Source organism: Acinetobacter sp. NigerLNRRAM0016 (assembly GCF_054112845.1).
The window spans coordinates 1-21,848 of record NZ_JBSYVT010000038.1 but is presented as its reverse complement, the minus strand read 5'-3'; the positions used below and the strand labels follow the sequence as shown (position 1 = coordinate 21,848).

The window sequence follows — 21,848 nt, the reverse complement described above, 5'->3', positions numbered from 1 at the left end:
TTTAGAAAAGCAAAGTTTGGGTTATCTCCGTGAAGTGGTTACAAATTCATATTACTGTTGATCAAGCACAAGTCGATTTTACAGAAACATTATTAAGTTCTTTGGGCGCAGTAAGCGTGACTTTGGACGATGCTGAAAATCAAGACTTACTTGAGCCACTTCCAGGCGAAACACCGCTTTGGAATAAAGTTATTGTGACAGGCATCTATGCCCAAGAAGAAGATGAAGAAATTGATGTTGCGGCTTTAGAAACCTTCATTCGTACTCAAATGCCAGATGCACCAATGCGCAGCGAATTCTTGGAAGACCAAGTTTGGGAAAGATCTTGGATGGATTACTACGAGCCAATTCAAATTGGTGAGAAGTTCTGGATTGTCCCTGAATGGTTAGAGCCACCTGAAGCAGATGCAGTTAATATTAAACTTGACCCAGGTTTAGCATTTGGTACGGGTAATCACGCAAGTACTTTCCTTTGCTTACAATGGCTTGGCAAGACCGACCTGAAAGATAAAATCGTCATCGATTACGGTTGTGGTTCAGGCATTTTGGGTGTTGCAGCCTTACTTTTAGGCGCGAAAAAAGTGTATGCAACAGATATTGACCCACAAGCAGTCTTGGCGACTCAACAAAACGCCGATTTAAATGGTGTACTCGACAAGATCTTTGTCGGATTACCTGATGAATTTAACGAAACTTTCGGCAGCCAAAAAGCTGATGTTTTGGTAGCAAATATTTTAGCGGGTCCACTCATGGCACTTGCACCAGAGTTTGCAACTTTAACCAAATCTGAGGCAGAGTTCGCACTTGCAGGCGTAATTGAAGAGCAAGTTGCTGATGTTTCTAGTATTTACTCAGAGTTTTTTGATATATTAGACGTTGAGAAACGTGAAGAAAACTGGTGCCGTATCTCAGGCAAACGCCACAAAATCTAACTATCTAAATTAAAGAACTATGAGTGAAAAGCAAACCAGCTGTCCTGAGTGTCTAACAATTTATCGAGTCTCCGTGGCTCAACTGACTGTTGCTCAGGGCATGGTTTGTTGCCCAAAGTGTTCCACTACGTTTAATGCGTTAACGCATTTGGTCAATCAACCCTTCGGTCAGCTTGCAACCTATCCTTCTTCAGAAGATTATTTTGATGCGCCTACTCAGAACGAAGATTTTCGTCCGCAAATGACCACTATTGCGTTTGAACATTCTTTATCGAATCGTCAGCAGCTCCTCGAAATTTTTGACCGCAAAATTGAACACTCCAATATTGATTTAAAAACCTATTTAAACAACCTTAATTATTTTAGTACCGACCCGATTGGCAACTTCCCCGCGCTGAACTTGGCAGACAAAGATGTTGAGCGTAAACCACGTAGTCCTGCGTACTATGTCATGTGGGGTATGATTAATGTTGCTTTAATTCTTTTATTGTTATTCCAATTCTTCTGGTTTAATCCACATTATTTAAGAAGCAGTCCAGCTTTGGCAGCAAGTTTTAACCAAGCTTGTGCATTATTTAAATGCGAATTCTTGCAAGCAAACTATAGCCAACTCGCCATCAACAAAGTCAAAGTTAGACGGATTGGTAAAAAAGAGACACTATTTACTGGTGAATTGGTCAATTCACATGACAAGAGCTTGCCTTTACCAATAATTAAAGTGACTTTAAAAGATCAAGGTGTCGAAACAGGCAGCTACAACCTGCAACCAAATGAATATTTGGCGGACAGCTTGGTCGGTATTCAACGTATTCCACAGAAAAGACCATTTAAAATTCATTTTGAGCTTCCAGTCGACCGAAAAAGCTTTAATGACTATCGTTTAGAAATCGTTGGGCCTTAAAAAAAGAAAAAACTACAAAAAAAGTAAAAAAAAAGTAAAAAAAATGCAGTTTTCTTGCTCACTTTTTCTAAGACAATGGTATCATACGCGCCACGAAAGCTTTGTGCTGCAAACTCCTCGCTATATTTCACAACAACTACTAGTTTTGCCAATGCGCTTTATTCCAGATAATGCGTAGGGTATCTATTTTTTGTTTTGATTTTGATCAGTAACAAATATTAAATTATTGTTACGCATGTTTTTTGATCAATATGGCTAATTTGTGGCAAGCTAAATGTACGAGTTTTAGAACTCCTCGTTTTAGGATCTAAAACGGAGTTCATTTATTTTTATAGACAACATTAATATACCGCTTTACCCAAGTGGTATCTGATTTTTCGGATTAATTCGCATGAATAGCAAATCTCCTATTTTTACTGCACAATCTGATGTTGCTCTACGTATTCACGTAGATCGCGCAGTTCGCCATTACTTTGCTCAATTGCAAGGCGAGCAACCTTCTCAGGTATATGACATGGTGCTAGCAGAAATGGAGAAACCTCTTTTATCTGTAGTTCTTGAGTATACACGCGGTAATCAAACGCGTGCTGCTGAGATCCTAGGACTGAACCGTGGTACTTTACGTAAAAAGTTGAAAACTCACGGTTTAATGAGTGAATAAATGATAAAATGCTTGCGGCTTCCGCGGGCATTTTTTTTACCTGCTATTTTAGCTTTTTTTGTTTTAATTCTTGATAACTGTGACGAAGATCATGACCATTAAACGCGCGTTAATCTCTGTTTCCGATAAAACTGGCATTGTTGAGTTCGCTCAAAACCTTTCTGCTCTAGGGGTAGAAATTTTATCAACTGGCGGTACATATAAGTTGCTTAAAGACAACAATATCGCAGTTGTAGAAGTTTCAGAGCACACTGGTTTCCCAGAAATGATGGATGGTCGTGTAAAAACTTTACATCCGAAAATTCATGGCGGTATCTTGGCTCGTCGTGGTCTAGATGAAGCTGTAATGGCTGAACACAACATCGACGCAATTGACTTGGTGGTTGTGAACCTTTATCCATTTGCTGCAACTGTGGCTAAACCGAACTGTTCACTTGCAGATGCAATTGAGAACATCGACATCGGTGGTCCAACAATGGTTCGTGCTGCTGCGAAAAACCATGCGTCTGTTGGTATTGTTGTAAATGCATCTGACTATGACACTGTTGTTGCCGAGCTTAAAGCGAATGGCGCGTTGTCTTATGAAACTCGTTTTGATTTAGCAGTAAAAGCTTTCGAACACACTGCTCAATACGACGGCATGATTGCTTCTTACCTTGGCGCTCGCGTAGGCAAAGCTGAAGGTGAAGCAGACAAATTTGCCCGCACCTTCAATACACAGCTCAATAAAGCACAAGATTTACGTTATGGCGAAAACCCGCATCAAGCGGCTGCGTTCTACGTTGACCCTGCTGCAACTGAAGCCTCTGTTTCAACTGCAAAACAGCTTCAAGGTAAAGAGTTATCTTATAACAACATCGCCGACACTGATGCTGCACTTGAATGTGTAAAATCTTTTGCTAAACCAGCCTGCGTTATTGTAAAACATGCCAACCCATGTGGCGTTGCTGTTTCATTAGATGGCATTCAAGCTGCTTACGATCTTGCTTATGCAACCGACCCTGAATCTGCATTCGGTGGCATTATTGCATTCAACCGTGAACTTGATGTAGCAACTGCACAAGCGATTGTGGATCGTCAATTCGTAGAAGTCATCATTGCACCAAGCATTGCTGAAGGCGTACTTGAAGTGACTGGCGCGAAGAAAAATGTTCGCGTATTGGTTTGCGGTGAATTACCAGCGATTGATGAACGCGCTCCACAGTTAGACTACAAACGTGTCAACGGTGGTTTATTGGTTCAAGACCAAGACTTGGGCATGATCACCAAAGATGATCTAAAAGTTGTGACTAAGCGTGCACCGACTGAACAAGAAATTGACGACATGATTTTTGCATGGAAAGTTGCAAAATATGTGAAGTCAAATGCGATTGTTTATGCGAAAAACCGTCAAACGATTGGTGTAGGCGCAGGTCAAATGAGCCGCGTAAACTCAGCACGTATTGCAGCGATTAAAGCTGAACATGCTGGTTTAGTGGTTGAAGGTGCAGTTATGGCATCTGATGCATTCTTCCCATTCCGTGATGGTATTGATAATGCTGCGAAAGCGGGCATTAAATGCATTATCCAACCAGGTGGTTCAATGCGTGATGAAGAAACAATTGCAGCAGCTGATGAAGCAGGCATTGCAATGGTCTTCACTGGTATGCGTCATTTCCGTCACTAATTTCGGATTTCGACGATAATGACTTGGTCATTCGTATCATTTAAAACAGATTTCTAAATCTTGCATAAAGTCTTCGGCATTTCAGCAGAAGACTTTATGTCATTTCGATTCATGGAGTATGAACCGATGAATATTTTAGTTTTGGGTAGCGGCGGTCGTGAACATGCATTGTCATGGAAAATCGCTCAAGATGAAAAAGTTGCCAAAGTATTCGTTGCCCCAGGTAACGCAGGTACAGCAACTGAAAATAAATGCGAAAACGTTGCTTTAGATATTCAAAACAACCCTGCAATTATTGAATTTGCCAAAAATAATTCGGTGGATTTAATTGTGGTCGGCCCAGAAGCTCCATTGGTAAATGGCGTTGTAGATGCTTGCCGCGAAGCTGGACTTAAAATTTGGGGTCCGACTCAGTTTGCTGCACAGTTAGAAGGTTCTAAAGCCTTCGCTAAACACTTCTTAAAACGCCACAACATTCCAACTGCATTTTACGATGTATTCACTGAAGTTGATGCGGCGAAAGCCTATGTTGCTGAACATGGTGCACCAATTGTGATTAAGGCTGACGGTCTAGCCGCAGGTAAAGGTGTCATCGTTGCAATGAGCAATGAAGAAGCTTTTGCTGCCATTGATGACATGCTGGCAGGTAACAAGTTTGGTGATGCTGGTTCACGTGTTGTGATCGAGCAATTCCTTGCTGGTGAAGAAGCCTCTTTCATTTGTATGATTGATGGCGACAACATTTTACCAATGGCAACTTCTCAAGATCACAAACGTATCTTTGAAGGTGACCAAGGTCCAAACACTGGCGGTATGGGTGCCTATTCCCCTGCTCCAGTTGTGACACCAGATGTATTTGAACGTGTAATGGCAGAAGTCATGCGTCCAACCGTGGAAGGCATGAAAAAAGACGGTCATGTGTACACAGGCTTCTTGTATGCTGGCTTAATGATTGATGAACAAGGTCAACCACGTGTGATCGAGTTCAACTGCCGTTTTGGTGATCCTGAAACTCAACCGATCATGATGCGTCTAAAATCATCTTTGGTCGATTTGGTTCAAGCAGGTCTTGAAGGTAATTTACCTGCAGAGGCTGAATGGGATGAGCGTAAAACTGTTGGTATCGTACTGGCATCTAAAGGCTATCCAGAAACGTCTAGCAATGGCGATGTGATTTCTGGTCTAGACACTGAAATGACTGATGCGAAAGTATTCCATGCAGGCACCAAAGCCAATGAAAATGGTGACATCGTGACTGCGGGTGGTCGTGTTCTTTGTGTGACAGCACTGGGTAATACCATTGGCGAAGCACAAGCCAAGGCTTTAGAACTTTGTGAAAAAGTAACGTTCGACGGCGTTCAATATCGTAAAGATATTGGTTACCGCGCGATTGCACGTGAAAATGCGTAATCTATATTTAGATTAAATAAAAAACCCCGCTGAATGCGGGGTTTTTTATTTTTGATCTGCACTGAAGGACATGAAACCTAAAGATAAGCATCCAATTTAATTTAAAAAATTGATCTCATTTTGATTCAATGCTTCAAGTGGCTGAGAACTTTCAACTTTGATTTTGAGCTGCCGTGGTGACATACCAAACCACTTCTTACACGCCCGACTTAAAGTAGATTGTTCTGAAAAACCGAGTGCCGAGGTAATCTGTGTCATGGTTGCCTTAGAATCCACCAGATACTGCAAAAAAAGGTGTCGCCTTAACTGATCCTTGATTTCATCAAAACTGGTTCCAGATTCACTCAATCTTCGTTGTAAACTTCTCGGGTGCATTGCCAACATCTTCGCAACATCGACTTTATTGGCTTTAGGGCTGGATAAATTAATCCGAATCGCATGCTGTACGCGCTCGACAATTGAACCTTGTTGACTGCGAAAACTCTGTTCAAGATAACTATCAACAATTTCACGCAACCCATGATCTGCACTATTAAATTGAATATTGAGCATGCTTTTATGTAGATACAATGCAGCACGGCTCTGCCCTTCCATGACATCTGCATTGAAAAACCGCCTATAGGTATTCAGCGGTGCAATTGGATGATGCGGCACAGCCACCTTGAGCAAGCGATATTGCTCACCACTTAAATATTTTAAAACACGATGACAGACAGCCAAGCCAAGATCGAGCGCCTGACGTTTACTTAAAATATTTATGGACTGGGTGAGCTGTATATCAAAACTAATTTCAATAATCTCAGAATTTGAATCTAATGGATCGGTCACATGTTCATTCATATGCAATTGCAGCGCTGGACCATGTAAAAACAAAAGATCCGTTGCAAACTTAATCAGTTCACGGAATGTAGTCGCACTCTGCATGATCACCCCAAGGACGCCTAAAATCCTGATATCTTGATGTGCTGAAATACGCAGACCTAAATCGGGACAATTCGCGCGTTGCGAACTTTCTTCTAGCAGTTGAACTAAAGATGAATGCTTAATCCAGATATTATCATCCTGTAAATCCGCCAGTGAAATTCCATGCTTATCCAATAAAGGCTTCGGGTCTATGCCAAGCTGCTGCATGACATCAACATAACCACGCAATCCCGAGCTATGCACTATCTCTTGATGCGCTTTTTTATTCTGTGCAAAATCCATTGAATCTGCATACATCATGCAAACAATCCTTGTCTCAATATGTCAAAAAATAGACTCCTTAAGTCAAGTTAGCATAAATATTCAAAGGCACAATAGCTGAAATGGACATTTAACCAAGCCAAATAATGACTATCAGCTCATGCATCATTGGCTCGGATTAAGGACATAAATGTGCCATTTCCAACAAAGATAAGATAAGGACAAGCAAATGAATTTTAAGAATGTAACTGTTGCAGGCAGTGGTGTACTCGGATACCAAATTGCGTTTCAAACCGCATTTCACGGTTTTAAAGTTTCAGTATATGACATTAATGATGAAGTGCTTGGTAAAGCCAAAGCCAAGTTTGCTGAATTAAGTGAATGCTATAAACGTGATTTGAATGCCAGCCAAGCACAATTAGACAATACCTTTAACAATCTCAGTTACCATTCGAATCTTGCTGAAGCAGTACAAGATGCAGATTTAGTGATTGAAGCTGTTCCAGAAGATGTCGCGATTAAAACAGCATTTTATAAGCAACTTAGTCAAGTCGCTCCAGCCAAAACTGTTTTTGCAACCAATACCTCAACTTTATTGCCTAGCCAATTCCGTGACTTGACTGGTCGCCCCGAGAAATTTCTGGCACTGCATTTTGCCAATTTAATTTGGGTCAACAACATGGCTGAAATCATGGGTCATGACACCACCGACAAGCAAGTATTTGATGATTTAGTGCAATTTGCTAAGGCAATTGGCATGGTGGCTTTACCGATTTATAAAGAGCAACCTGGTCACATTCTAAATTCAATGCTCGTTCCTTACTGTGTTTCTGCCTTAGAACTTTGGGTAAAAGAAGTATCAGACCCTCATACCATCGATAAAACATGGATGAAGTTCTTTGGCTCACCGAAAGGTCCATTTGCAATCTTGGACATCATTGGAATTAACACGGTTTACAATGTCGCAAAATTACATGCCGAAGTGAACCCGATGATGGCACGCATTATGGAAAGATTGGAGCAGGAATATATGAATCAAAATAAATTAGGTCTTCCTACAGGACAAGGTTTCTACAACTACCCTAACCCTGCTTATGAAGCTGCTGATTTCTTAAAATAATCAGTATTCAAAATGCCGCACAGATAAGAATTGAATTCAGCTAAGGTGATTAAGCTGTACCTATCGCCTTAGCTTTCACATATTAAGCCTTGATTCACTTTATTCACCTAGCTTTCGCTTAATTCACTCGAATTAGACTTTAGTCTTAAATTCAATAAAAATTTAGCAAGCAGAGTAATCATTCACAACCTAAATTGAACCACAAGATTGCATAAATATTTTATAAATTCATACACTTAAAAGTTAATAATACATTCAATTTTCATCAATTATTCATTTTTCATATGTCTATTGGATAAAATCTTATAAAGCATAATTTTTCAGCACAATTAACAAATCCAACAGATTAATTTAAAACAATATATTGTTTTTATTGTTATTTTATTTAAAACCCGCATTTTCTTTTGCGACTAAACAGATAAACATTGCATTCTTATTCACTATATTGAATATAGTTTTATTGTTATCATAGCGTAACTTTTTAAGACTTCAAAAGCTGCTTCAACAGTAATACGATGTGATTTCAATATCATAACGTGAAAATTTTGAACTTCTTAATACGAAATTATTTTGGTCTTGTTGGGATGAAGCGAATTCCTAGTTTTATTGATAGCTAGAAATCGCAAAGTACCGAATTTTTATCAGACAGTTTCATTCCGTCATCATCGCACATTTATTTAGCATGTCTTTATAATGCAGATACGATGAAGTTATGTCTGCACTAGGAAATATTCATGAAAAAGCTATTTAGCGTTTTATTGAGTGCATCTGTATTAACACTCAGTGCCTGCAGCAAACAGGAAGCTCCTGCGACTGAAGCAAAAACCGATACAGCTACTACTACTGAACAAACTGTTGTCATGGCCTCTACAGGTTCTGATGCTGATATCTGGCGTTATATTGCGACCCTACCTGAAACTAAACAGGCAGGCATCAAACTTGAAGTTAAAAACTTTACTGACTACGTAGCAATGAACACTGCTGTAGCCAACAAAGAAATCGACATCAATGCATTCCAATCTTATGCTTACCTTGTTGCATTCAATGCCAACAACAAAGACAAGATTGCACCAGTTTCTACGACTTATCTTGAGCCAATGGGTATTTACTCAAGCAAAGTTAAAAAATTGGATGAGTTCCAAAACGGCGCGACGATTGCTATTCCAAATGACGGTGCGAACGAATCTCGTGCATTGTTATTGCTTCAATCTGCTGGTCTAGTGAAATTAAAAGATGGTTTTGATGATGTAAAAGGCACACCTGCTGACATCGTTGAAAACAGCAAAAAATTAGAGATCAAACCAATTCAAATGGCGACTGCGGTTCGTGTGAAAGACGAAGTTGATGCAATTGTATTGGGCAACACTTTGGCAATGGAAGGTGGTTTAAACGTATTGAAAGATGCGGTTTTCTATGAGCCAATCGACCAAAGCACAAAAATGAACGTGAACATTTTGGCTGTTGCTGAATCTCGTAAAGATGACCCTATCTTGAAAAAAGTGGGTGAGCTTTACCACACTAAAGCTGTAGAACAATATGTTCAAGAACATTTTGGTGGCACTAAAATTGATGTAAACAAACCTGTTAGCTATCTTACAGAAAGCAAATAGTAATATAATGCTGCAAACAAAACAGGCAAAGTAACTTTTGCCTGTTTTTTCATTTTGTACAGTTTTTGACGCTATGATTGAATTTAAAGACATATCAAAACACTACGAGCTCAAAGGTCAAACCATACGTGCTCTGGATAACATTAACCTGACGATTCCAGATGGCAGTATCTTCGGCATTATTGGCTATAGTGGTGCAGGTAAAAGTACCTTAATCCGTCTGATTAATTTGCTTGAACGTCCAACGCAAGGTCAGGTCATTATTCGTGACACCGACTTCACCGCTTTGGATGCACGTTCATTACGTCAAGAACGTGCAAATATAGGCATGATTTTCCAGCACTTCAATTTACTGCAAACCAAAACGGTGGCAGCCAATATTGAAATGCCGCTGAAGCTCTTGGGCTTTTCCAAAGCTGAAAGAGAAAAACGTCTGAATGAATTGCTTGAGTTTATCGATCTCAAGCATAAAAAAGATGCTTATCCAGACGAACTTTCAGGTGGTCAAAAACAGCGTGTCGGTATTGCGCGTGCCTTGGCGAATCATCCCAAAATTCTACTTTGCGATGAAGCGACTTCTGCGCTTGATCCACAAACCACCAAGTCGGTTTTGGCTTTGCTGAAAAAAATCAACCAAGAACAAGGCATTACCATTGTTATGGTGACGCATGAAATGGATGTTATTGAATCCGTTTGTGATTATGTGGCAGTCATGGAACAAGGCAAAGTGATTGAAACAGGTCCGACGCTGGATATTTTCAGTCAGCCGCAACATCCGACCACCAAAAACTTTATTCAAACGGTATTACAGCAACAATTGCCGATCAATATTCTGAAGAATTTAGAAAATCAAAATCAGCACAGTATTTATAGTTTGCAATTCTTGGGTACTTCAGCACAAGAAACTGTGGTGCAAGCCGCAATTAAACAATTTGATATCAGCTTGAATATCTTGTTTGCCAACATGACCGAAATTAATGGTTCAGTGATTGGACAGATGTTTATTCAGTTATTGGGTGATCCAAACATCATTCAAGACGCGATTGCGTTCTTTGAACAGCACGGCGTGAAAGTTGAACAATCTGGAGTCTGCGAATGAGAGATTTAATCGTCCAATGGCTGACAGACCTCACGGCTCCTTTTTGGCATAGCTCACTTAGCATTGACCAATTTGTCACGGCGATGCAAGAAACCTTCCACATGGTATTTTTCGCCATGCTGTTTGGTTCGATTTGGGGCTTTATTCAAGCGATTGCCTTATTAGTCACGCGTCCAGACGGCATTTTGCCAAATCGTGTGGTGTATCACCTGCTCAATCCGATTGTGAATGCTTTACGTTCCCTGCCTTTCATTATTTTACTGATTGCCGTGATTCCACTGACCAAAGTGATTGTCGGCACTTCAATTGGGACTTGGGCAGCGATTGTGCCGCTCACCATTTATGTGGGTCCGTATATTGGTCGTCTGATTGAAACTTCTCTACTTGAAGTGAATGAAGGAATTATTGAATCTGCGCAAGCAATGGGTGCTAGCCCTTGGCAAATTATTTTCAAGTTTATTGTGCCTGAAGCACGTAGTTCGCTAATTCTCAATCTAACCACTGCAACCATCAGTCTGATTGGCGCCACTGCAATGGCAGGTGCTGTCGGTGCAGGCGGTATTGGTGACTTGGCCATTTCTTATGGTTATCAACGTTTTGACACCAGTGTGGTGATTCTCACCGTCATTGTGTTACTGATTCTGGTCCAGTTGGTGCAAAGTCTAGGTGACTGGTTGTCTCGCTTAAGATAAAACGCATATTTTAAAGCTCCCTCAATGGGAGCTTTTTTTCGCATCCAAAATTTATATAATCAGCAGCACAACAAAGCTAAACAATCGACTTTCATGAAAATAAACCCAATATTGATGAGCCTCTGCTCTGTTTCATTTTTAGGCTATACATATGCTGCGGATTACGACTATGTCACCAGTGTTCAAGTTAATCAGATTGAGCTCAACGCAGCCGTATCGGCAGAACAAGTCAGTCAATTAATGAAAACAGGCAATGCAAAAACCCAAAAAGTCTATTCAGAATGTACGGGGAATTATGAATACAGCCTAAAACCAACGCTTAGCAAAACCCTAAGCTTTGAGATTTTTGCTGAAGATAATCCTCAAATCAAAGATGTACAATTTTATAAAAGTAAATCCAGCTTCCAGCAACTGGGACAAACCAGAGGTCGTGTTTCGTTAACTTGGAACAACACCCTAGAGATGAACGAGAAAATTGTTGCGGACAATGTTCAAATTACAGCGAACTATACTTTGCAGCAGTTTAAACAAGATTTTAAACACAGTACGCAAACATTGAGCCCATCGGGAGAAGCTCAAGTACTTATTTTAGAACGCAATCAAGTGAATGAGTTTATAAAGCATCCGCAAGATTTCAGCCCACCTTATACAGCTTCTCTCAATTTCAGTTTTAAAAATGGAAAACTCGCAAAGTTCGCCATTCAGCAAGCGCTTGCTTATTAGAAGTCCGTTCCCTGTCTCCACTCATTTGGTTCATCCAATAAAAAATTGGCAGTCAGTTTGTATAAGTTAAAATAAAACCAGCCTAGAGAAGCCTTTAGGCTATTAAAACTTAACCAATTCATTTCAATTAAACTCAGAATAAGCACAGAGCATGCTAAACTATTGAGTGGTTTTCGCAGGGACTCATTTATGCACTTTGTTCATCTTGGTATTCATACCGAATTTTCAATTACTGAATCTATCGTTCGGATACCTGATCTAATTAAAGCTGCGATAAATGACGAAATGCCAGCTTTGGCTTTGACCGACTTGTCGAATCTGCATGCAGCCGTCAAATTTTACGGCTCTTGTCAGTCCAAAGGTATTAAACCGATTCTAGGTTCAGCCATTCGACTGAATGATGCCGAACATCGCGTGACCTTATTGGCCATGACCAATAAAGGCTGGCGTGGACTGACGGAAATTGTTTCCCGCGGTTTTATTGAAGGTCAGCAACTCGATATCCCCTGTGTACAAAAAGACTGGGTGCTGGAACAGCATGATGACATTATTGCCTTATTGGGCATGCAAAGTGATGTCGGTAAAATGCTCTGCTCATCTAATCCGCAAAAGGCAGAACCCTTACTCGAACAGTGGATCGAAAAATTCGGTAATCGGGTTTACCTTACCCTCACCCGCACGGATCGCCCTTTCGAGGAAGATTATATTGTCGAAGCGGTAAAACTCGCCAAAAAATATAATATTGGCGTGGTAGCACATAACGATGTGCACTTTATTACTCGTGACGATTTTGAAGCACACGAAGCGCGCGTCTGTATTGCCGATGGTTATGTACTTGGTGATGACCGTCGCCCGAAGCCGTATAGCCCTGAACAATATTTTAAAACTGCGGCTGAAATGACCGAGCTGTTTTCAGATTTGCCGACTGCCATTGAAAACAGTTTCCACATTGCGCGACGTTGTAATGTCACCCTGCAACTGGGTAAGTACTTCCTTCCCGACTATCCAATTCCTGAAGGTCATACCATTGACACCTTTTTTGAGCATTTATCCAAAGAAGGTCTGGAAGAACGTCTGAACCACCTCTATCCAGTAGATCAACGTGGTGATGACTGGGCTGAAATCCGTAAGCCGTATGATGACCGTATTACTTACGAAATTAACATCATTAACTCGATGGGGTTCCCTGGCTACTTCCTCATCGTCATGGACTTCATTCAATGGTCGAAAAATAACGGGGTTCCTGTCGGTCCTGGACGTGGTTCGGGTGCGGGCTCTTTGGTTGCCTACAGTTTAAAAATTACCGACCTCGACCCACTCCGTTACGACCTGCTCTTTGAACGTTTCTTAAACCCAGAACGTGTCTCGATGCCCGACTTCGACGTCGACTTCTGTATCGCAGGACGAGATAAAGTCATCGACTATGTAGCACGCAACTACGGACGTGATGCGGTTTCCCAGATTGCTACCTTCGGTACCATGGCAGCAAAAGGTGCAATTCGTGACGTTGCCCGTGTACTCGGTAAATCTTATGGTTTGGCGGATCGTATTTCAAAAATGATTCCGACCAAACCCCTAGGTTTGTCTTTAGAAGAATCGATCGAAGCTGAACCCCAACTCAAAGACATCGTCACCAACCCGTCTAACCCAGACAACGACGATGCCTCTGAAATTTGGGAAATGGCACTCAAACTAGAGGGCATTACCCGTAATACAGGTAAGCATGCGGGCGGTGTGGTCATTGCACCAACCAAAATTACCGACTTCTCTGCGGTACTGTGTGATGCAGATGGTACAGGTCGTGTCGCGCAATACGATAAAGACGATGTTGAAGCTGCTGGACTGGTCAAGTTCGACTTCTTGGGTCTACGTAACTTAACCGTGATTGAAGATGCAGTGCAAAATATTAATAAGCACTACCCGTCTGAGATACCTCTGGATATTGCCAATATTCCACTGGATGATAAAGACGCCTACTTGGTTTTCGCAGATGCGAATACCACTGCGGTCTTCCAGTTTGAATCCGTCGGCATGAAAAAAATGCTCAAGGAAGCTCGTCCGAGCAAATTTGAGGAAATTATTGCCTTCGTATCCTTATACCGTCCTGGTCCGATGGATCTGATTCCAGACTTTATTCACCGTATGCATGGTGGTGAATTTGAGTACCTACATCCTTTACTTGAAGGCGTACTCGAACCAACTTACGGGATTATGGTTTATCAGGAACAGGTGATGCAGGCTGCACAGTATTGTGCGGGCTATACTCTGGGTGGCGCGGACTTACTACGTCGTGCCATGGGTAAAAAGAAACCTGAAGAAATGGTGAAACAGCGCCAGATCTTTATTGAAGGTGCATCGAAAAAAGACATTGATGAAGCCACGGCCAACCATATTTTCGACTATATGGAAAAGTTCGCAGGTTATGGTTTTAACAAATCTCATGCGGCTGCATATGCATTAGTTGCCTATCAAACCGCTTGGTTAAAAGCACATTACCCTGCTGAATTCTTGTCTGCGGTAATGTCATCGGAAATGCAGAACACCGACAACGTGGTATTCCTGATTGATGACTGCCGTAATAATAACTTAGATGTGTTACCACCATCTGTGAATATGTCGCTGTACCATTTCCATGCGACCGATGAAAAGACCATTGTCTATGGCTTAGGGGCAATTAAAGGCGTTGGTGAACAAGCCATGCAGTCGGTGATTGACTCCCGCTTGCAGGATGGTCCGTATAAAGACCTGTTTGATTTCTGCCACCGTATTGATTTAAAGAAAATCAACAAGCGTACCCTTGAAGCGCTGATTCGTGCAGGTGCTTTGGACTGCTTGGGTATTGAACGTTCAAGCCTGATGGCACAATTACCTGAAGCGGTTCAAGCTGCCGAACAGGCACGGAGCAACCGTGAAACAGGCATCATGGATTTATTTGGTGAAGTTGAAGAAGTTCAACGTAAGCCTGCTAAACCTGTGAAACCTTGGTCAGATGAAGTGCGCCTCAAAGGTGAAAAAGACACCCTTGGCTTGTATCTAACAGGACATCCTATTGATGTGTATCGTCCTGAATTAAAATCCTTCATTCCTGCCAAAATTAATGAACTCACGCCGACCCGTCGCGGTGTAACCACTGTCTTTGCTGGACTGGTGGTGGATGTTGCCAACTTCCCGAACCGTATTATGGTCACGCTGGATGATGGGACATCGCGCATTGAAGTATCTGCCAACCACGAACGCTTCCAACGCTTTAAAGATATTATTGTGAATGAGCGCGTGGTGGTGATTGAAGGTGAAATTTACGAGCGTGAAGGTTTTGATCGTCCGATGGGACGCTTGACCAAAGCCTTTAGCCTGAATGAAATTCGCCAAAAACGTGCTAACAGCATTCAAATCAAATTACAGACCGAGCATCTAAGCAAAACCTTGAGCCAAGACTTACAAAAAATCTTGTTGCCGTATTGCAATGTCGACCTATGCAATCACATTCCGGTGTTATTGCAACTGGATTATGCCTATGCCACTGCCGATTTACATTTAGGCATGCAGTGGAAAGTCGCGCCTTTGGATGAGCTACTCAGTAAATTGCGCGATTATTTTGGTAAAGAAGCCATCTATATTGAATATCAGGTCAAGTCGAAAGCAGCTAAAGCTGTCAGTTATGAACAGGCTAAACCTGCCCAAGTACCCCCTCCACCTGCCGATTTGAGCATGGATGAGGCAATGGATTTATATCAAGCTGAAGCGAACCAATACTCTTAACGATTAGGGTCATTCAGCGATTTAACAAGATTGGAAATGTGATGAATCAATTTGACAATACTGCCGTTGCAGCACATCTTTCCCATGTACGGATTGTCATGGTGAACACCACTCTGCCTGCCAATATTGGTAGCGCACTGCGAGCCATGAAAACCATGGGACTCAGCCAGTTGGTGCTGGTTGCACCAAAGACCTATCCGCATCCAGACATTGATGCTTTGGCGGCTGGCGCAATCGACCTGATTCCACAGATTAAAATTGTGGATACCTTAGAGCAAGCCATTCAAGACTGTCATATTGTGTTTGGTACCAGTGCACGTAGCCGTACCATTCCTTGGCCTTTGCTCGATGCACGCCCTGCAGCAGAAATGTCCCTCAAAGCGGTGGTGAATCAACGACAAAACATTGCCGTAGTGTTTGGTCGTGAAGACCGTGGCTTGACCAATGAAGAACTAGCTTTAGCCAACTACCATGTCACCATTCCGGTCAACACCGATTATGGCGTGCTCAATGTCGCGCAAGCCATTCAAGTGATTTGCTACGAAATGCGTATGGCTGCTCTCGCCCTGATAGAAAAAACTGAAGATCCTGAAGCGACCATGCCAGTGACCGAAACCGCGCAAATGCATTGGGATGAGCCTTTGGTCACGCATGATCAAATGCAACAGTTCTACCCGCATTTAGAGAAAATGCTTGAAGATATTGAATTTTTAGATCCAAATAACCCAAGATTATTGCCTTTACGCTTGCGTCGCTTATTTGGGCGTATACAATTAGATAAAATGGAATACCATTTACTGCGCGGTATTTTTAGCCGTGTACAAGCCTTGAATAAAGGAACATGGAAACCATCTACACCTAAGACCCAAGACAAAGAGGATCCGTCTGATGCTTAAACAGCTCAAAGAGGATATACAAGCTGTCTTCGCGCGCGATCCAGCAGCTCGAAACACTTTAGAAGTTTTAACCACCTATCCGGGCATTCATGCCTTAATCATGCACCGTATGGCACATGAATTGTGGAAAAAAGACTGTAAAGGTTCTGCACGACTGTTGTCTTCATTTAGTCGTTTTGCAACGGGTATCGAAATTCATCCCGGCGCAAAAATTGGTCGTCGTTTCTTTATCGATCATGGCATGGGTGTGGTGATTGGTGAAACTGCTGAAATTGGCGATGATGTGACCCTTTATCATGGCGTGACCCTTGGCGGAACCACATGGAATAAAGGCAAACGTCACCCTACGCTAGAAGATGGCGTGATTGTGGGTGCGGGTGCAAAAATTTTAGGACCGTTTACCGTTGGTAAAGGTGCTAAGGTTGGCTCAAATGCCGTCGTGACCAAAGCTGTGCCTGAAGGCACCACTGCTGTGGGTAATCCCGCCCGTTACATCAGCAAAGACCGCCCGAAAGATGAAGATGAAGTACGTCGTCGTGACTATGCAGAAAGTATCGGCTTCCAACCTTATGCAGCGACGCAAGATCAGTCTGACCCGATGCTGGAAGGCATGCGTGTTTTACTGGATCGTATTCAAAACAATGAAAAGCGCATGAACACCTTGTGCCAGCGTTTATCCTTGCTTGATCCAACTTTTAAAAAGCAACAGTTGAATGAACAGCCGTATAGCGAAGAAGAATTAAAAATTATTGAAGACGTGCGCCGCGAATGTGAGGCACAAAGTAGTCAATCAAAGCCATAACGACATAATTAAAAACCAACTGTAACACGCACTATATTGCATGTTCGTCCGAGTTTTCTTAGACTGACGAACATGCAATTTTTTATTACTTTTAAAAGAAAGAATGGATGAATACTATGACGTTAAAGCCTCTGGCAATCGCACTAATTGCCGCATCATTTCTAACGGCTTGTAGCACAACACCAACCAAAGATAAGAACTCTAAAGAACCAATTATTTTCACAGAACCAGATCTTACTGCACCATTTTATGCACTAAACCCATTTAACTATTCTGCACCACCTCCATTTGAACTTGAGTTAAAACAAGCTGCGGCTCAACCTGTCACCAAAATGGTGGTGACCAATCCAGAAAATCCAAATGAAAAGATTACTTTAGACAGCAACCGTTTGATTATTCCGACCGTAAATAACAATCAACGCAGCATGAAATATGCAGTACTTGCGGGTGAAAATGAAATTGATATCACCGATATTGATGACTTTTTGCAAATGGTCGAAGGTAAAGCCCGTCACTATCCACCTCGTTTTACTGACCGCAAAGAACGTAAAGGCTTTGAAGCGAAGCTAAAAATGGTGACTCAGCAGCTGGATACCCTCGCGGTGCGTGATGATGCTTCTTTTGATATTTTAGTTCGTGCGTTCAAAGCCAGTGTTATGGCACGTAACCTCGATTTGGGTTCGGTTTACACGACAAAATCACTCACTTACGCACAACGCATCTTAAAAATTAATCAAGATGACCCTGAAGCAAACTTCTGGTTCGGTTTTGGTTTGTCTGAAGGTGGTGGTCAACGCGAAGCGATTCCATATTTAGACAAAGCCATGAAGGCGGGTGTACAGGAGGCATATTTGTCTGCTGCCAATAACTACATTGCCATGGAACAAAAGAAAAGCGCGATTCAGATCTTGAAGAACTATAAGCTTAAGTACCCACAAGAAGCTGCTGTCGCTGACCGCTTAATTAGCGAAATTGAAAGCCAAGGTCGCTGGAATGTATGGCAGGTTTTGAATCCACCTAAAGCGTCATAATTCATATTATGAGATTAATAGACCGTCCAGTACGGTCTATTTTTTTGGCAATGATTGAAAAAGCTGACAATTATCGTATGATTTAGAAAAATAGAAACAAAACATTATCTTTAGATCACGCTATGCAAAAAAACTTCAGCCGTATTGCCCTACTCGCTGTATTGACCACGACGTTGCTTTCGGGCTGCCAAGTCGTGACTGTCAAAAACCAAGCGGTAAAAGTCACGATTACCAATGAGCGTGAAAGCATTCTGACACGTGACAAACTCAGTGAAGCGACTTTAAATGTACTTTCCATGACGGGACGTGAAGCGAAGATCTGTACGGCACACCCGACCCAATGTGTACAGGAATTACAGCAAATCCCGCAGATTCAGGATGAACAGCTATATTCCGCTGCAAGTGAATTGTATCTGGCACGGGCACTGGCATTAGAAGCATCGTCAAACTGCAAGATTGGCTTATTGGCGAGCCATAAATCAGAAGAAAAGCAAAAAATTCAGCAAGAAAATTATCATCAATGTCTGGATCAAGAATTAGACATGCTGGATAAAAGTATCCGTTATAGCTATGCCTACATGTTTAAAACCCAACGTGGCCCTGTAGATCGGATTTTTGATAACCGCCAAGTCCAAATTCGAGATTTCTATAACTTAGCCATCGCCAAACTTTCTAGCGCGTATAGTTTGCGCCATCCGCAAAAAGAAGTTGGACAGCAAATTAAGGTCGGTCAAAGCATCTATCAACTGGATTTCAGTAATTATGCTTTATTAAAAGATCAGAAAATTGAACAACTGATGTCGAGCTATAACCTGAATTTTTCAGGCTTACGATCCATCAACCGTCGAGATGGCTTTGGTTCCGAGTTTGTACTGGTACTACCTGATGCCAATGATCAGCAAAAAGAATCCAATAAATACATTCTTGATCCCTTGCATTTTTCCTATGCAAGTGGGGTCAATCCAAATATTCACAAAGCCCGTTATTTAGCGGCAACCTTTACCGCAGAGCCAAAATCTGTCACTTCGGTGAATGATATTTTAACCAAACCTGAATTTGTGATTCGTGCTTATGATCCTTATAAATATGAACAAATTGAACTTGCAGGGCAAAAATATCCTTTAGCCGCCAACTTCTCTACGCCCTATGGCTTATGGCTAGCACAAAACAATCTAGGTAAAGCAGCTTATCTCACCTTGATTGACCGAGATAATCATTTAACCATGCCACATTTGTATATGTTAGAGCCTTACAATCCAAATAAAAAAGTGATTGTCTTGGTACATGGTTTGGCCAGCAGTCCTGAAGCTTGGATTCGTTTAACCAATGACATTATGGGTGATAAAGTCTTAAGGGAAAACTACCAAGTTTGGCAAGTATTCTATTCAACCAATATGCCCATTATAGAGAGCCGTTTACAAATATATGCCTTGCTAAAGCAAAGTTTTGCTCAGGTCAATGCCAGTGCCTCTGCCAAAAATGATGCTGTCCTGATTGGACATAGTATGGGTGGAATTATCGCGCGCCTACTGGTGAGTGATGCAGATGTCACGAAAAAGGCACTGTCGATGATGAGCAACCGACAATTGAGTAAATATAAAAATATTCCAATTGTATCGCAGCGCATGCAAATCCAAGATATTCCCAACTTTAGCCGTGCTATCTTCATTTCAGCACCGCATCACGGGACAGCTTATGCAGATTTGTGGTTTACCCGCGCTGCGCGTAAAGTGATTAAGCTGCCAGGTGCATTTTTAACTGCGGTCGGTGATACGCTGCAAAGCCAAGATCTGGATTTTTCAGACCTTGCCAAACAGATTGATCAAGGTCTGATTCAAAATGGACCAAGTGACTTAAGTTATAAATCCAAATTTATGGCAATTACGTCTGACATCATGCCACGTAAAGGCTTGTTATTTCACTCCATTATGGGAAATGATACAGACAGCAATGATCCGAATGTGATTACCGATGGAATCGTTCCCTACAAAAGTGCTCATCTAGAGGGTGCTGTCTCAGAGAAGATTATCAAAGGTGGACATTCCATTCAGGAAACACCTGAAGCCGTTCTTGAATTAAGACGCATCCTGCGTTTACATCTGATGCAACTTGGACTGTATAAGCCATAATTCACCAATCAGCCCATGTTCAAAATACTTCAACATGGGCTGACTTGGTTTACTCTTCAACTATTTTTCGATATTCCCCATTCATTAGAATGGTTTTGAATTCCTATTTTTTTCATTTGACTCCACAAGCGCTAATGTAAATCCCATCAGCTTAAACTGAACACAACAAAGGGATTGAAACATGGACGCGTTCAACACAAAAATGTTTGAAAATAAAGTTGCTGTCGTCACAGGCGGAACTTCAGGTATTGGTCAAGCCGTTGCTATTGCTTTTGCTGAAAAAGGTGCAAAAGTTTGGGCACTTGGACTAAATTCACAGAAAGCTGTTTTCCCAGCAGGCTTAGATATCGAAGCCGTTGAAATGGATGTCACCGACAAAGCTGCGGTTGATGCTTTCTTTGCCAAAGTTGATCGTATTGATACTTTATTCAATGGCGCAGGTATGGGCTCTGTTGCAGAACATGAGTTAGATACTTATAAAAAAGTCCTTGAAGTCAACTTAACTTCTGTTTTCTATATTAGTGAAGTAGCAGCGAAAGCTTTGGCGAAATCAGATAATCCATCAATTATTAATGTTTCTTCGCTTTATGCACAGTTTGGTTCAGCACTTGCACCAGCTTATTCATGCTCGAAAGGTGCGATTGATCAGTTAACCTTCTCACATGCACTAAGCATGTCAGCAGCAAACATTCGTGTAAATGCTGTGGCACCAGGTTGGATTGATACTCCACTCATTCAACCACTGAAAGACATGCCAGAAGTATTTGGTGGCATCATGGCTCGTTCTCCAATGCAACGCCTTGGTAAGCCAGAAGAAATTGCCAATGTCGTGCTTTTCTTGGCTTCTGATGCTGCAAGCTTCGTGAATGGCGCGATCATCAAAGTTGATGGTGCATATTCTATTTTCTAAGCTGCAGGCATAAGCAAGCTTCGAAAGTAGATTCCAACCGCTTCTCAGCATGCTGGGAAACGGTATGAATTTTGAAGATGAAGATTATTTCCGCATGATCTTCATCTTCAGAGTTCAAAACCAGTTTTTTGCTTGGTTTCCTGCCAAATCTTCAAATAATAATCCAAATTAAAATATTTCCAGTTCCCTATCTTGCCCATGTCTTAGCGTTTAGGCATGGGCATCTTTTTTTATTTTCTACTGAATTTTAACTTAGGGAATCAGACCTTGTTTTTTAGCTTCCGTTACTGCCTCTAATCTTGAGCGTACGCCAAGCTTGTTG

Annotated in this window: 17 protein-coding genes; 16 read left to right on the top strand and 1 reads right to left on the bottom strand. The window is 41.7% G+C overall.

Annotated elements, in window-relative coordinates; genetic code table 11:
* The first annotated feature begins 29 nt into the window (after positions 1-29).
* The 5 genes from prmA to purD all read left to right on the top strand — a co-directional run bounded on the left by prmA (position 30) and on the right by purD (position 5,570).
* A complete protein-coding gene (gene prmA / locus ACWQ4X_RS16610) occupies positions 30-932 on the top strand; it encodes a 50S ribosomal protein L11 methyltransferase (protein WP_142769010.1) in 903 nt (300 codons plus the stop codon).
* A gap of 19 nt (positions 933-951) precedes the next feature.
* Complete coding sequence (locus tag ACWQ4X_RS16605) at positions 952-1,833, top strand: DUF3426 domain-containing protein (protein WP_457904388.1); 882 nt, start codon at positions 952-954, stop codon at positions 1,831-1,833.
* Positions 1,834-2,224: 391 nt separating this feature from the next.
* A complete protein-coding gene (fis, locus tag ACWQ4X_RS16600) occupies positions 2,225-2,494 on the top strand; it encodes a DNA-binding transcriptional regulator Fis (protein ID WP_026470630.1) in 270 nt (89 codons plus the stop codon).
* A gap of 91 nt (positions 2,495-2,585) precedes the next feature.
* A complete protein-coding gene (purH, locus tag ACWQ4X_RS16595) occupies positions 2,586-4,160 on the top strand; it encodes a bifunctional phosphoribosylaminoimidazolecarboxamide formyltransferase/IMP cyclohydrolase (protein ID WP_161932323.1) in 1,575 nt (524 codons plus the stop codon).
* A 126-nt stretch (positions 4,161-4,286) separates the two neighbouring features.
* The gene (purD, locus tag ACWQ4X_RS16590) at positions 4,287-5,570 is read left to right on the top strand and encodes a phosphoribosylamine--glycine ligase (protein ID WP_457904387.1); all 1,284 of its coding nucleotides are present in this window, start codon (positions 4,287-4,289) and stop codon (positions 5,568-5,570) included.
* 96 nt (positions 5,571-5,666) lie between these two features.
* Here purD and ACWQ4X_RS16585 read toward each other — a convergent pair whose 3' ends face one another.
* Positions 5,667-6,794, bottom strand: coding sequence for an AraC family transcriptional regulator ligand-binding domain-containing protein (locus tag ACWQ4X_RS16585; protein ID WP_457904386.1), 1,128 nt, complete (start codon positions 6,792-6,794; stop codon positions 5,667-5,669).
* A 190-nt stretch (positions 6,795-6,984) separates the two neighbouring features.
* Between ACWQ4X_RS16585 and ACWQ4X_RS16580 the strand changes: the two genes are divergently transcribed.
* From ACWQ4X_RS16580 to ACWQ4X_RS16530, 11 genes are all read left to right on the top strand, one after another.
* Positions 6,985-7,875: a 3-hydroxyacyl-CoA dehydrogenase gene (locus ACWQ4X_RS16580; protein ID WP_457904385.1), complete on the top strand. Its 891-nt coding sequence runs from the start codon at positions 6,985-6,987 to the stop codon at positions 7,873-7,875.
* Between the two features lie 734 nt (positions 7,876-8,609).
* Positions 8,610-9,485 carry a MetQ/NlpA family ABC transporter substrate-binding protein gene (locus ACWQ4X_RS16575; protein ID WP_100242650.1) on the top strand — a complete coding sequence of 292 codons (876 nt, stop codon included), beginning with the start codon at positions 8,610-8,612 and terminating at the stop codon, positions 9,483-9,485.
* 73 nt (positions 9,486-9,558) lie between these two features.
* Positions 9,559-10,584, top strand: a complete 1,026-nt coding sequence (locus ACWQ4X_RS16570) for a methionine ABC transporter ATP-binding protein (protein ID WP_142769016.1) — start codon at positions 9,559-9,561, stop codon at positions 10,582-10,584.
* Positions 10,581-11,276, top strand: coding sequence for a methionine ABC transporter permease (locus ACWQ4X_RS16565; RefSeq protein WP_100242652.1), 696 nt, complete (start codon positions 10,581-10,583; stop codon positions 11,274-11,276). The genes ACWQ4X_RS16570 and ACWQ4X_RS16565 overlap by 4 nt, the downstream gene beginning before the upstream one ends.
* 93 nt (positions 11,277-11,369) lie before the next feature.
* Entirely contained in the window at positions 11,370-11,999 is a 630-nt protein-coding gene (locus ACWQ4X_RS16560; protein ID WP_457904384.1) for a hypothetical protein, read from the top strand.
* A gap of 189 nt (positions 12,000-12,188) precedes the next feature.
* Positions 12,189-15,758 carry a DNA polymerase III subunit alpha gene (dnaE, locus tag ACWQ4X_RS16555; RefSeq protein ID WP_457904383.1) on the top strand — a complete coding sequence of 1,190 codons (3,570 nt, stop codon included), beginning with the start codon at positions 12,189-12,191 and terminating at the stop codon, positions 15,756-15,758.
* A gap of 41 nt (positions 15,759-15,799) precedes the next feature.
* Positions 15,800-16,654 carry an RNA methyltransferase gene (locus tag ACWQ4X_RS16550; RefSeq protein WP_457904382.1) on the top strand — a complete coding sequence of 285 codons (855 nt, stop codon included), beginning with the start codon at positions 15,800-15,802 and terminating at the stop codon, positions 16,652-16,654.
* A complete protein-coding gene (cysE, locus tag ACWQ4X_RS16545; protein WP_457904381.1) occupies positions 16,647-17,456 on the top strand; it encodes a serine O-acetyltransferase in 810 nt (269 codons plus the stop codon). Before ACWQ4X_RS16550 ends, cysE begins: the two co-directional genes overlap by 8 nt.
* 116 nt (positions 17,457-17,572) lie before the next feature.
* Positions 17,573-18,487, top strand: coding sequence for an ABUW_2363 family tetratricopeptide repeat lipoprotein (locus ACWQ4X_RS16540; RefSeq protein WP_100242657.1), 915 nt, complete (start codon positions 17,573-17,575; stop codon positions 18,485-18,487).
* Positions 18,488-18,609: 122 nt separating this feature from the next.
* Positions 18,610-20,616 (top strand): esterase/lipase family protein, encoded by a 2,007-nt coding sequence (locus ACWQ4X_RS16535; protein ID WP_457904380.1) that lies wholly within the window; start codon positions 18,610-18,612, stop codon positions 20,614-20,616.
* A gap of 181 nt (positions 20,617-20,797) precedes the next feature.
* On the top strand, positions 20,798-21,526 hold the full coding sequence (locus ACWQ4X_RS16530; RefSeq protein WP_374529831.1) for an SDR family NAD(P)-dependent oxidoreductase: 729 nt from the start codon (positions 20,798-20,800) through the stop codon (positions 21,524-21,526).
* Positions 21,527-21,848 lie beyond the last annotated feature (322 nt).